10 protein-coding genes are annotated in these 13053 nt (G+C 68.4%); 2 read left to right on the top strand and 8 right to left on the bottom strand.

The window, feature by feature from the left end; genetic code table 11:
• Positions 1 to 12: 12 nt before the first annotated feature.
• Positions 13 to 2379 carry a glycoside hydrolase family 95 protein gene (locus OHA18_RS25400; RefSeq protein ID WP_328997795.1) on the bottom strand — a complete coding sequence of 789 codons (2367 nt, stop codon included), beginning with the start codon at positions 2377 to 2379 and terminating at the stop codon, positions 13 to 15.
• 137 nt (positions 2380 to 2516) lie between these two features.
• Here OHA18_RS25400 and OHA18_RS25395 point away from each other — a divergent pair, with 137 nt between their 5' ends.
• On the top strand, positions 2517 to 3830 hold the full coding sequence (locus tag OHA18_RS25395; RefSeq protein ID WP_328997794.1) for an L-fuconate dehydratase: 1314 nt from the start codon (positions 2517 to 2519) through the stop codon (positions 3828 to 3830).
• On the top strand, positions 3827 to 4558 hold the full coding sequence (locus tag OHA18_RS25390) for a FadR/GntR family transcriptional regulator (protein ID WP_328997793.1): 732 nt from the start codon (positions 3827 to 3829) through the stop codon (positions 4556 to 4558). The genes OHA18_RS25395 and OHA18_RS25390 overlap by 4 nt, the downstream gene beginning before the upstream one ends.
• Here OHA18_RS25390 and OHA18_RS25385 read toward each other — a convergent pair.
• The 7 genes from OHA18_RS25385 to mmsA all read right to left on the bottom strand — a co-directional run bounded on the left by OHA18_RS25385 (position 4521) and on the right by mmsA (position 12984).
• Positions 4521 to 5186 carry a class II aldolase/adducin family protein gene (locus OHA18_RS25385; RefSeq protein WP_328997792.1) on the bottom strand — a complete coding sequence of 222 codons (666 nt, stop codon included), beginning with the start codon at positions 5184 to 5186 and terminating at the stop codon, positions 4521 to 4523. The two genes, OHA18_RS25390 and OHA18_RS25385, sit on opposite strands and share 38 nt — an antisense overlap.
• A 20-nt stretch (positions 5187 to 5206) precedes the next feature.
• Positions 5207 to 6724: an L-arabinose isomerase gene (araA, locus tag OHA18_RS25380; protein ID WP_328997791.1), complete on the bottom strand. Its 1518-nt coding sequence runs from the start codon at positions 6722 to 6724 to the stop codon at positions 5207 to 5209.
• 16 nt (positions 6725 to 6740) lie between these two features.
• Positions 6741 to 7418, bottom strand: coding sequence for an L-ribulose-5-phosphate 4-epimerase (locus OHA18_RS25375; protein ID WP_328997790.1), 678 nt, complete (start codon positions 7416 to 7418; stop codon positions 6741 to 6743).
• Positions 7415 to 9079: a ribulokinase gene (gene araB / locus OHA18_RS25370; RefSeq protein ID WP_328997789.1), complete on the bottom strand. Its 1665-nt coding sequence runs from the start codon at positions 9077 to 9079 to the stop codon at positions 7415 to 7417. Before araB ends, OHA18_RS25375 begins: the two co-directional genes overlap by 4 nt.
• A gap of 68 nt (positions 9080 to 9147) precedes the next feature.
• A complete protein-coding gene (locus OHA18_RS25365) occupies positions 9148 to 10185 on the bottom strand; it encodes a LacI family DNA-binding transcriptional regulator (protein WP_328997788.1) in 1038 nt (345 codons plus the stop codon).
• Positions 10186 to 10198: 13 nt separating this feature from the next.
• Positions 10199 to 11449 (bottom strand): multiple monosaccharide ABC transporter permease, encoded by a 1251-nt coding sequence (gene mmsB / locus OHA18_RS25360; protein ID WP_328997787.1) that lies wholly within the window; start codon positions 11447 to 11449, stop codon positions 10199 to 10201.
• Positions 11446 to 12984: a multiple monosaccharide ABC transporter ATP-binding protein gene (gene mmsA, locus OHA18_RS25355; RefSeq protein ID WP_328997786.1), complete on the bottom strand. Its 1539-nt coding sequence runs from the start codon at positions 12982 to 12984 to the stop codon at positions 11446 to 11448. The genes mmsB and mmsA overlap by 4 nt, the downstream gene beginning before the upstream one ends.
• Positions 12985 to 13053: the final 69 nt, after the last annotated feature.

Here is a 13053-nt window from a genome sequence, read left to right as displayed (position 1 = left end):
CTCTCGGCCTGGTCAGCTCAGGCTGAGACGGTGGGCTGTGTGGGCATTCAGCTGTACTGCGAACCGCTCGTCCCGGTACCGGATGACGCGGTCCTGGTCGCGGTCCGCGGTGAGCACCAGCTCGACGCCGTCGGCGCTCCAGGCGATGTCGACTGTGAGGCCTCCGCGGGCGCGGAGCCCGGTGACGCGACCGGTCGGCCACGCGTCCGGCCGGGCCGGCAGGACCTCGATCTCGTCGGTGCGGCTCTGCAGCAGCATTTCCGCGATACCGGCGGTCGCGCCGAAGTTGCCGTCGATCTGGAACGGCGGATGTGCGCAGAACAGGTTCGGGTACACGCCGGCGCCGCCGCCCACGTAGTCGGTCGACGTGTCGTCGGCCGGGCTCAGAAAGGCCAGCACCAGCCGATGCGCGGCAGCTGCGTCCCGCAGCCGGGCCCGCAGGTTGATCTTCCAGGCGAGCGACCAGCCGGTGGCGCGATCACCGCGCAGGTCGAGGGTTCGTGCCGCGGCCGCGGCGAGGACCGGCGTACCGTCCGGGGTGATCGCGTCGCCGGGGTGGAGGCCCACCAGGTGGGACATGTGGCGGTGGTGCGGGTCCTCCTCGGGCAGGTCCGCGGACCACTCCTGCAGTTGCCCCCGGCCACCGATCGAAGGCTCCGGGATCCGCTTGCGAGCCAGCACCAGACGGTCCACCAGTGGATCGATCAACCCGAGGAGTCCGGCGGTCTGCGCAGATCGGTCGAACACGTCCGCGATCAGCGCGAGATCCATCGTCGAGGAGACCGTGACGGACGCGGGCCTGCCGTCCCCGGCCAGGTAGTCGTTCTCCGGTGACGTCGAGGGCGACGTACCGAGACTCCCGTCCGGCAGCTCCACCAGCCAGTCCAGACAGAACTCCGCCGCGCCCCGGAGGATCGGCCACGCGCGGCCCAGGAACTCCAGGTCGCCAGTGAACGCGTAGTGGTCCCAGAGGTGGCGGACCAGCCACGCCCCGGCCATCGGCCAGTTGGACCACCGGGGGTCGCCCTCGACGGGGAGCGTCCAGCACCAGGCGTCCGCGTTGTGATGCGCCGTCCACCCACCGCATCCGTACCGCTCCTCCGCAGTACGACGGCCTGCCACGGCGAGGTGCTCGAGGTAGTCGAGCAGTGGTTCGTGACACTCGGGCAAGCCCGTGGTCTCGGCCGGCCAGTAGTTCATCTCGGTGTTGATGTTGACCGTGAAATTGCTGCTCCACGGCGGCCGGAGGATGTCGTTCCAGATGCCTTGCAAGTTGGTCGGCAGCCCACCCGGACGCGAGCTCGCGATCATCAGGTAGCGGCCGTAGTTGAACACCAGCGCAGCCAATGCGGGATCGTCACCGTGCTGGGTCAATCGCGTATCGGTCGGCAGGTCCGCAACGTCGGGAGGACCGGCCAGCTCGAGCGTCGCGCGACGGAACAATGCCTGGTGGTCGTCGGTGTGCTCGGCCACGAGGTCGCCGTACTCACGAACCAACGCGGTGAGAACGCGCTCGTCAGCGATCGTCCAGCAGTCCTCAGCCGTCCGCGTCGGCACGGTCGACGGGCCGTCGTACCCGGTCGCGGTGGACAGGACCAGGGTCAGCTCTGTCGCGCCGGCGACCACAAGGCCTTTCTCGTCGGCGCGTACGTCGCCATCGGTGTGCGCGCGCAACGCGACGGCTGCCGCCATGCCGCGGTCCGGGCCGTCGGAGTACCTGATCGGCTCCGGCACGTCACGATGCGGAGGCGCGACGTCGGCCGGCGCTTGCAACAGCAGTCCAAGACCGTCACCGGCGACATGCGGTCGCGAAGGCAGCTGTGACGTGAGCCGCGACGTGACGCCGAGTGCGCCCGGCTTCGACACCGTCATGCGAACGACGAGCACCCCGGCCGGCGCACTCACGAACACTTCCTGCCGAACAGTCACTCCCCCGACCTCGTACTCCGTCAGCGCGGTCGCGGTGTCCAGATCCAGTTGCCTGCCGTACCGCGATGCCTCAGCCGGTGCGGAGCCGTCGATCGTGATGTCGAGCAGCAGATCGCCGAGCGGCAGATACGCCTGCGAATAGCCGGAATGGAAGCCGCCGGCCAATTCGTGAGCGCGCCGGATGTCGCCGGCGGCCAGCGCCGCACGCACCTCCTGCACTGCCTCGGCACCGATCGCACCGAGCGGCTCCGACAGCAGCCGGGCCGTCTCCGGACCGCCCGACCACAACGTCTCGTCGTTCAGCCCGATCCGGTCGCTGCCGACACCACCGAAGCACATCGCCCCGATCCGGCCGTTGCCGACCGGCAACGCCTCCAGCCAGCGTTCGGCAGGCCGCTCGTACAGCAGCCGCCGGGTGCCGAAACGGTCCGAGCTCACCAGGTTGCCCATACCAAAGCCCTCCGTCGAGACGACGAGGTATTAATCCTATGAATTGCCGGGATCGTAGCGCTCGCGCCCACGACGGTCCATACTGAACGCCATCAAAGTAGGAAAAGATCCCATCTATCACTGATCTGAGGCCCGCCATGCCACGCATCACCTCGGTGGAGGTCGTCGATGTCCGCTTCCCGACCTCGCTGACCAGCGACGGATCCGACGCGATGAACAAGGACGGCGACCACTCGGCGGCGTACGTCGTCCTGCACACCGATGACCCGTCGTTGTCGGGGTACGGCTTCACCTTCACCATCGGCCGCGGCACCGACCTGTGCGTCGCCGCGGCGGAGCAGCGCGCCGTCCCGCTGGTCGGTCGAGACATCGACGAACTGTGCGCCAACCTCGGCGGCGTCTACCGGGAACTGCAGTCGGACAGCCAGTTGCGCTGGCTCGGCCCGGACAAGGGCGTCATCCATCTGGCCCTGGCAGCGGTCATGAACGCCGTGTGGGACCTGGCCGCCCGAAGGGCCGGCGTACCGCTGTGGCGGCTGCTGGCCGACATGTCACCCGAACAACTCGTCGAGGCCGCCGACCTGCGGTACCTCAGCGACGTCCTGACACCGGACCAAGCTGTCACCCTGCTGGAACGGAAAGAACCGGGCCGCAAGCAACGAATCGCGGAGCTCGAGGCGTCCGGCTACCCCTGCTACACCACGTCGGCCGGCTGGCTCGGCTACTCCGACGCCAAGCTCCGCAGACTCTGCGAGGAAGCCGTTGCCGCCGGCTACAAGCATGTGAAACTCAAGGTCGGCGCCGATCTGGCCGACGACATCCGGCGCTGTGGAATCGCCCGCGAGGTCCTCGGGCCGGACGGCAACCTGATGATCGACGCGAACCAGGTGTGGGACGTGCCGCAGGCCATCGAATGGGTCAAGGCCCTGGCCGAGTTCAACCCGCTGTGGATCGAGGAACCCACCAGCCCCGACGACATCCTCGGGCACGCCGCGATCCGCAAGGCCGTCGCCCCGATCGGGGTCGCCTCCGGAGAGCACGGCATGAACCGGGTGCTGTTCAAGCAGATGTTCCAGGCCGGCGCACTCGACTACTGCCAGCTCGATGCGGCCCGGCTCGGCAGCGTCAACGAGGTTCTCGCGGTCTACCTGCTCGCCGCCTGGTTCGACGTACCGGTCTGCCCGCACGCGGGCGGCGTCGGTCTGTGCGAACTCGTCCAGCACCTCGCGATCTTCGACTACGTTGCCGTCTCGGGAAGCCTCGACCGCCGCGTCACCGAGTACGTCGACCACCTGCACGAACACTTCGTTGAATCCTGCGTGATCCGCGACGGCGCGTACGTGCTCCCGCAGGCGCCCGGCTACAGTGCCGAGATGTACAGGGAGTCGCTACAGACCTACCAGTTCCCGGACGGGGCCTACTGGGCGTCCCGCGCGGACCTTCTTCCATGACCACCGGCAAGGTGGCCCAGCCGGCTCGCACCCCCGGCGTGTCGCAAACCGACGTCGTCGTGGAGAGCATCCGGCAGCTGATCGTCGAGGGCCGGCTCCGGCCGGGCGATCGGCTACCCGTCGAGAAGGACCTCGCCGCGGCCTTCGGCGTGTCCAGGAACCCGCTGCGCGAAGGGGTCCGGGCGCTGTCGATGATGGGCGTGCTCGAGACCAGGCAGGGTGACGGCACCTACGTCACCACGCTGGATCCGTCGATGCTGCTCGCACCGATCGGTTTCGTCGTCGACCTGCAGCACGGCAGTGGGACACCTCATCTGCACGCGGTACGACGCGTCCTCGAGACCGAGGCCGCTGCCCTCGCGGCACGACAGATCGGACCGGCGGACCTCGAAGCCGCCGCCGAACTGTTGCGCCACAACGAGTCCGAACTCACGCTCGTCGAACCCAACCACGAGACCGTGATCGAGAACGACATCGCCTTCCACCGCATCATCGCGGAGGCCGCCGACAATCCGGTGCTGGCGGCACTGATCAACGCGCTGGGTGGACGGACGATGCGCGACCGGTTGCGCCGGTCCATCTCCCAGCCCGGCGCCGACGAGACCGCTCACCGCGAACACCTCTCGATCCTCGCCGCGCTCACCGCCCAGGATCCCGATCGGGCCCGCACCCGGATGGCCGCCCACCTGTTCACCGTCGAGGACTATCTCCGCGACGAAGGGCCGTGACGCCCAGCCAGTCGATGTCGTGTGGGTCGAGGGGTTCGGCGGTGCCGAGGTGGCGTGCGATATGGAGTCTGCGGGTCAGCTGCTCGAGCAGCAAGGCGAGTCTGACGGCCTCGCTTGCGGTAGGGCCGACGATGAACGGCCCCTGGCTGGGCATCAGGACAGCCGGTGACCCGGTCGCCTGGACCGTGTCGACGACTCCACGGCCCAGGGCGTCGCCCCAGCTCGAGACGAAGGGACCGACCGGGACGCCGCCACCGAACTCCTCCACGACCGCTGGCAGGTGCGGGATCGGCTCTCCGCGGGCCGCCCAGGCAAGCGACAGCGTTGATCGCGTGTTCACGACGCATCGCGCCGCGGACAACTCCCGGTACACGTAGGCATGAGCGTCACCTCCGGACGACGGCGCAAGCACGCCGTCGAGCACCTTCCCGGACAGGTCTGTGACCACGATCGACCCGACCGACAGGCTCTTGCCTGAGATGCCCGACGGCTTGAGCACGATGAGGTCAGCGCCCGGAAGACGCACGGACACGATGGCCGTCGTGAACAAGAAGAGCTCAGACTCCTGCAGGTCTGCGACGCTGCGACGCAGTTCGTCGACCGTCTCGCCCACTCCGGCCATCGACATTCCGATCTACCTCCCGGACATCAGCGGGCGCCGGCTCTGGTGAGTCGGTGGTAGACGTCGTTCCAGTGCAGTTCACGCTGGAACTCGCGCACGGTGGTCGAGGCGTCGATGACAGCCAGCTCGACGGACAGCATGTCGGCGAAGTCCTCGTACACCTCGCGGTCGAGGGCCGTCGTCAGGACGGTGTGGTGAGGCCCGCCGGCCGTCAGCCAGGACTCGGCGGATGTGGCCAACGACGGCTCGGGCTCCCACACGGCACACGCGACCGGCAGTTGCGGGAGCGCCTCGTCCGGCTCGACCAGGTGTACGACGTTCGCCGTCAGCCGGAAGCGGTCACCCAGGTCGGCGATCCCGACGACGACGCCGGCGCCCGGGTCGGCGATAAAGCGCAACCGGACGGGATCCTCGCGTCCGCCGATGGAGAGCGGATGGATCTCCAGCGAGGGGCGGGCCGACGTGAGCGACGGACACACCTCGAGCATGTGCGCGCCGAGGATCTTCTCCTCCCCGGGCACCAGGTGGTAGGTGTAGTCCTCCATGAACGACGTGCCGCCCGGTAGCCCGCCGGCCATCGCCTTGCTGGCGCGTAGTAGCACCGACGTCTTCCAGTCGCCCTCGCCGCCGAACCCGTAGCCGTCGGCCATCAGCCTCTGCACAGCCAGGCCGGGCAGCTGACGGAGCCCGCCCAGATCCTCGAAGTTGGAGGTGAACGCTCCGAACCCACCGTCGGTCAGGAACGACCGCAGGCCGAGCTCGATCCGGGCGCCGTACCGCAGGGATTCGTGCCGGTCGCCGCCGGGCAGCAACTCGGGCGCGACGGTGTACGTGTCGGTGTACTCCTGCACGAGGGGGTCGATCTCGCCGTCGGGCACACCGTCGACCGCCGCGACGAGCTCGTTGACGCTGTAGGTGTTGACCGATACGCCGAACCGCAGCTGCGCCTCGACCTTGTCCCCCTCGGTGACCGCGACATCGCGCATGTTGTCACCGAACCGGGCGAGCTTGAGGGATCGCAGTTCCGCGACGCCCAGCGCGGCACGCGCCCAGTGCCCGACCCGCTCCTGCACGGTCCGCGACTCGACGTGCCCGGCGACAGTCTTGCGCGGCACCTGCAAGCGGGACTGGATGTAGCCGAACTCCCGGTCGCCGTGGGCGGCCTGGTTGAGGTTCATGAAGTCCATGTCGATCGTTGCCCATGGCAACGCGACGTTGGCCTGCGTGTGCAGGTGCAGCAACGGCTTGCGCAGCGCGTCGAGCCCAGCGATCCACATCTTCGCGGGCGAGAAGGTGTGCATCCAGGCGATCACCCCGACGCACCCCGGCGTGCTGTTCGCCTCGAGCATCTGCCGGTGGATCGCGCCGGCGTCGAGCAGCACCGGCTTCCAGACGATCTCCACCGGCAGGTTCGCGCCGGCGAGCCGCTTGGCGACGGCCTGGGACTGTTCGGCGACCTGCTCGAGCGTGCCCGGACCGTACAGGCCCTGGCTGCCGGTGAGGAACCAGACCTCTCGAGCGGTCCCGGTGGTGTTCACAGCCATGTGGTCCTTCCAGCGGTCATCGTTGTCCGTAGACGTTCTGGTAGCGATCGAAGAGGCGGTCGACGGAGGCCGGCTCGATCGGGATCGGCTCACCGAGCTGGCGGGCGAGGTGCACGGTGCGGGCGACGTCCTCGCACATGACCGCCGCCTTGACCGCGGCCTTGGCCGTCGGCCCGATCGTGAAGACGCCGTGGTTCTGCATCAGCACCGCGGGCGAGCGCGAGCCGCGGAGCGTCTCGACGATGCCCCGGCCGATCGAGTCGTCCCCGATGATCGCGAACGGCCCGACCGGGATCGCGCCGCCGAACTCGTCGGCGCACATCGTCGTGACACACGGGATCGACTCGCCCCGGGCGGCCCACGCGACGGCGTACGGCGAATGCGTGTGGACCACGCCGCCGACGTGCGGCAGCTCCCGGTAGACGTACGCCTGCGCCTCGGTGTCCGAGGACGGCGCGTGCTCACCGTCGACGACCCGGCCGTCGAGATCGCAGACGACCATGTTGCCGGGTGTCAGGTCCTCGTACGCGACCCCGCTCGGCTTGATCACCATCAGGTCGTGCCCGGGCACCCGGGCGGAGACATTGCCCGCAGTCCAGACCACCAGCCCGTACGCCGGCAGGTGCGCGTGGAGCTGAGCCACCTCGGTCCGCAACCGGGTGAGCGTGTCGGCGACCTCCGCGATCGCGCTCATCCGGCCTCCAGGGCAGTACGCCGGATCGACTTGAGCTTGCGCATCAGCCGGGTGTGCCGCCCGAAGTAATCGTGCAGTTCGAGGTACAGGTCGAACAGCTGGTCGTAGGCTCTGGCGCGCTGCTCGTCGGGCAGGTGTACGCCGCGTCTGACCTTGCCCATGTTCTTGGCTGCTGCCGGGACGTCGGGGTAGGCGCCCGCGGCGACGGCGGCGTGGATGGCCGAGCCGAGCGCCGGTCCCTGTTCGGAGTCGATGATCGAGAGCGGAAGTCTGGTGACATCGGCGTAGATCTGCATCAGCAACGCGTTCTTCGCCAGCCCGCCGGCGATGATCAGCTCCTGCACCGGTACGCCGCTGTCGCCGAACGTCTCGGTGATCACGCGGGTCCCGAATGCCGTTGCCTCGAGCAACGCCCGGTAGGAGTCCTCGGGACGGGTCGCCAGCGTCTGCCCGACGATCAGGCCTGAGAGCTCGTGATCGACGAGCACCGACCGGTTGCCGCTGTGCCAGTCGAGCGCGACCAGTCCGTGCTCGCCCACGGCCTGGCCGGCGGCGAGTCGGGTCAGGTGCTCGTGCAGCGACTCCCCCGCAGCGGCCGCGGCTTCGTGATACGCGGGCGGTACGGCGTTGTCGACGAACCAGCCGAAGATGTCGCCGACACCGCTCTGCCCGGCCTCGTAGCCCCAGCGGCCCGCGATGATGCCGCCATCGACAACGCCGCACATCCCGGGCAGCTCGCGCAGCGCATCCGCGCTCATGACGTGACAGGTCGACGTACCCATGATCGCGACCATCTGCCCCGCGTCCACGGCCTGCGCTGCGGGAGCTGTCACGTGGGCGTCGACGTTCCCGACGGCCACCGCTATGCCCTCCGGCAGGCCGGTCCACGCCGATGCCTCGGCGGTCAGCCGGCCGGCAGCGGAGCCGAGCTGGCCGATCGGATGTTCGAGCTTGTCGGCGACGAACCCGCCGAAGCCGGGCGCGAGCTGCTCGAGGAAGTCGGTCGACGGATACCTGCCGTCCTGCAGGATGCCCTTGTAACCCGCCGTACAGGCGTTGCGGACGTAGCGCCCGCACAACTGCCACACGATCCAGTCGGCCGCCTCGACCCAGTGCTCCATCCGGTCGTAGAGCGGGCGGTCCTCCTCGAACAACTGCAGGGCCTTGGCGAACTCCCACTCCGACGAGATCAGTCCGCCGTACCGCGGCAGCCAGCTCTCGCTCCGCTCGCGCGCGAGCTCGTTGATGCGATCGGCCTGCGGCTGTGCCGCGTGGTGCTTCCAGAGCTTGACGTAGGCGTGCGGCCGGTCCGCGAGCCCGTCGACCTCGTTCAGCGGCGTGCCGTCGCCGAGGCAGGGCACCATCGTGCAGGCGGTGAAGTCGGTGGCGATCCCGATCACTCGCGCCGGGTCGATCCCGGCCGCGGCGACGGCGGCGGGTACGGCGATGCGCAGTACGTCGCGGTAGTCGTCGGGGACCTGCAGCGCCCACTCCGGCGGCAGTCGCCGGCCTGTCGCCGGCAGCTGGTCGTCGATCACCGCATGCGCGTACTCGTGCACGCCGGCGCCGAGCTCGGCCCCGTCGGAGACCCGGACGACGACGGCGCGACCGGACAGCGTCCCGAAGTCGACTCCGACAACGAACTGTTCGGCAGGGCTCATGAGACGAAATTGTGAGCGCTAACATTCTTTGTTGTCAAGGACGGAGGTCCGGGAACGGACGTCCGATGTTAGCGCTCGCGGACGATCGGACGAGGCGCCGCTGTGGAGTCGCGGACGACCAATGCGGGACGGATCAGCTGGGTCGACGGATCGGCGTCCCCGGCGAGTGCCTGCAGGGTCAGTTCGACAGCACGCCGGCCGAGCAGGGAGAACTCCTGGTTGACCGTTGTCAGCGCCGGCCAGACGTACGGCGCCTCCGGCACGTTGTCGAATCCGACCACACTGATCTCGCCGGGCACGTCGCGGCCCTTCTCGTGCAGGGCGTACATCAGGCCCATCGCCATTCCGTCGTTGGCCGCGAAGACCGCAGTCACATCGGGATCCTCCGCGATCCGCAGACCCGCCTCGTAACCGCTCTTCGGCGACCAGTCGCCGGCCAGCTCCGGTCCCGGCAGAACGTGCCGATCCTCGTGCGCATGTTGCCAGCCCGCGCGCCGCTGGCCGGCCTCCACCCACTCCAGCGGTCCGGTGACATGGGCGACATGACGGTGGCCGAGGTCGAGCAGATGCTCCACCGCCAGGCGGGCACCCACCTCCTGCTCGATTCCGACCGCCATGGGCTGTCCGTCGCTCACGCCCTGAACGACGATCATGGGGACGGGCACCTCGAGAGAGCTGACCTGCTCGAGTGCCTGCCGATGGGCAACGGCGACGACGATCGCCTCGACAGCCTCGTCGAGCAGGCGATCGACAGCCTCCCGCAGTGACTGCGAGGAGAAGTCCTCGACAGCGACCAGTGAGACGTCGTACCCCGCCTTGTGGCCGGCGTCCTGGACCGACACCGCGATCATGCTGGGCCCGTGGAGAACCAGGTGGGCCGAGATCATCCCGATGCGGTGCGATCTGTTCGTCACGAGCAGCCGGGCTGCGTTGTTGCGCCGGTAGCCCAGCTCCGCGATCGCCGCGAGCACGCGGGCACGCGTCTCGGCCCGAACCAGCTCCGATCCGTTCAGCACGCGAGACACGGTCTGGTGCGAGACGCCGGCCGCGGCGGCCACATCCGTCATGCTCGGCGCTCGTCCGAGACCTTCGCTCGCTCTAGCCATGGGAAGATAGTAGTCAGCGGGCGGCACCGGCGCGGCGCTTGTTGTAGATGTCGAAGGCAACGGCCAGCAGCAGTACCAGGCCCTTCACGACCGACTGGGTCGACTGCTCGACACCCATCAACTGCATACCGTTACTCATCACCGCCATGATCAGACCGCCGACCATCGCCCCGACCACCGTGCCGACGCCGCCCGCGACGGCCGCGCCGCCGATGAACGCCGCCGCGATCGCGTCGAGCTCGAACATGTTCCCGGCGGCGGGCTGGGCGCCGTTGGACCGCGACGAGTAGATGACACCGGCGATCCCGGCCAGGAATCCCATGTTGACGAAGATCCAGAAGTTGACCTTGCGGACCTTCACGCCGGACAGCATCGCGGCCGACAGATTGCCGCCGATGGCGTAGACCTGGCGGCCGAAGACGGTGTTGTTCGTCATCAGTCCGTAGGCGATCACGAGGGCGGCCAGAATGATCAGGACGATCGGCAGTCCGCGGGCGTGGGCCAGTTGCCAGGCGAAGTACATGACGACCGCGGCGACCACCAGCACGCGGGTGACGAACAGCGGGAACGACTCCACCGGCTGCTCGTAGCGGATCCGCGCCAACCGGGTGCGGAACACACCGACCGCGTACCCGGCGACCGCGATCCCGGCGATCAGCAGCGTGAACGCGTCGTAACCGTCCCCGCCCATCAGGCCGTTCAGGAAGCCGCTGGCAACCTTCTGGTACTCGGCCGGGAACGGCGACAACGACACGTTGTCCAGGACCTGCAGCGTCAGGCCCCGGAACAGCAGCATCCCCGCCAGCGTCACGATGAACGCGGGCATGCCGACGTACGCCACCCAGAAGCCTTGCCAGGCGCCGACCGCGATGCCTACCGCTACGGCTGCCACCACGCCGATCCACCACGGCTGTCCGTGCTGGATGACCAGTACGGCGGACACCGCGCCCGTCAGGGCGACGATCGACCCGACCGACAGATCGATATGACCGGCGATGATCAGGATCACCATGCCGATCGCCAGTACCAAGATGTAGGAGTACTGCAGCACGATGTTGGTGATGTTGCCCGGGCTGAGCAGGACGCCGTCGGTCATGAAGGCGAACAGCGCCACGATCACGACGAACGCGATGTAGATGCCGCTCTGCCGCAGGTTGCGCATGATCAGGGTGAGCGGGTCGCTGGTGCCGACGTGCAGCGCGGCGGCGGAGGCGCTCTCTGCTGATGCCGGTTCCGTCGGTACGGAAGGCTTGGTGCTGGTCATCCGGCGAGCTCCTTCTCCTTCGTCATGAGCGCCATCAGGTTTTCCTGGGTTGCCTCGGCCACCGGCAGCTCGCCGGTGATCCGTCCGGCCGACAGGGTGTAGATCCGGTCGCACATCCCGAGTAGTTCGGGGAGCTCGGAGGAGATCACGATGACCGCCTTCCCCTGTGCCACCAGGCGGTTGATGATCGTGTAGATCTCGAACTTGGCTCCGACGTCGATACCGCGGGTCGGCTCGTCGAGGATGAGCACCTCCGGATCCGTGAAGAGCCACTTGGACAGCACGACCTTCTGCTGGTTGCCGCCGGACAGGGTGCCGACGGTGTCCAGCACGGTGCGCGTCTTGATGTTCATGTCGCGGCGGCCCTGCTCGGCGACCTTGATCTCCTCGTTGCCGTTGATCCAGCCGGCCCGGGCCAGCTTGCCGAGCGCGGCGGCGGAGACGTTCGCACGGACGTCGGCGATCAGGTTCAGCCCGTACCGCTTGCGATCCTCGGTGGCGTAGGCGATCCCGTTCGAGATCGCCTCGGCGACGCTCCGGGCCCGGACCTCCTTGCCGTGGAGGTACAACCGGCCGCTGATGTTGCGTCCGTACGCGCGCCCGAAGACGCTCATCGCGAGTTCGGTGCGTCCCGCGCCCATCAGGCCGGCGATGCCGACGACCTCGCCGGCCCGGACGTTGAGCGAAGCGCCGTCGACGACCAGCCGCTGCTGGATCGGATGCCACACCGTCCAGTCCTCGATCCGCAGTACTTCGGGACCCGGCTCGGAGACCCGGTCCGGATAGAAGCTGTCGAGGTCGCGGCCCACCATGCCGCGGATGATCCGCTCCTGGGTGACGTCGCCCGAGGTCATGTCGAGCGTCTCGACCGTGCGACCGTCGCGGATCACCGTGGTGGAGTCGGCGACCGCGGTGATCTCGCTCAGCTTGTGGGAGATCATGATGCAGGTGATCCCGCGGTCCCGCAGCTGCCGGAGCAGGTTGAGCAGGTGGGCCGAGTCGACGTCGTTGAGCGCCGCGGTCGGCTCGTCGAGGATCAGCAACCGGACATCCTTCGACAACGCCTTCGCGATCTCGACCAGCTGCTGCTTGCCGACACCGAGCTGGATCACCGGCGAGACCGGATTCTCGTCGAGTCCGACCGACGTCAGCAGCTCGCGTGCCTCGGCGTTGGTCCGGTTCCAGTCGATCAGCCCGCCGCGCCCGCGACGCTCGTTGCCGAGAAAGATGTTCTCCGCGATCGACAGGTACGGCACCAGGGCCAGCTCCTGGTGGATGATGACGATGCCGACGGCTTCGCTGCCGCGGATGCCGGCGAAGTGGACGGCCTGGCCGTCCAGCCTGATCTCGCCGTCGTAACTCCCGGTCGGGTAGACGCCCGACAGCACCTTCATCAACGTCGACTTGCCGGCGCCGTTCTCTCCGCAGATCGCGTGGATCTCCCCGCGCCGGACGGCGAGCGAGACGTCCTCGAGAGCTTTCACACCGGGGAATCGCTTGGTGATGCCCCGCATCTCGAGCAGGACGTCGTTCATACAGCCTCCTTGGCGATCAGACCGTCCACCCATCTCTCGCGGCCGGGCCCGGCGGTTGCCGCCGCCAGG

The sequence above is a fragment of the Kribbella sp. NBC_00709 genome (assembly GCF_036226565.1).
In the GTDB taxonomy this organism is placed as follows: Bacteria; Actinomycetota; Actinomycetes; order Propionibacteriales; family Kribbellaceae; genus Kribbella.
The sequence above is the reverse complement of the archived record's forward strand: the minus strand, read 5'-3'. Positions and strand labels throughout refer to the sequence as shown.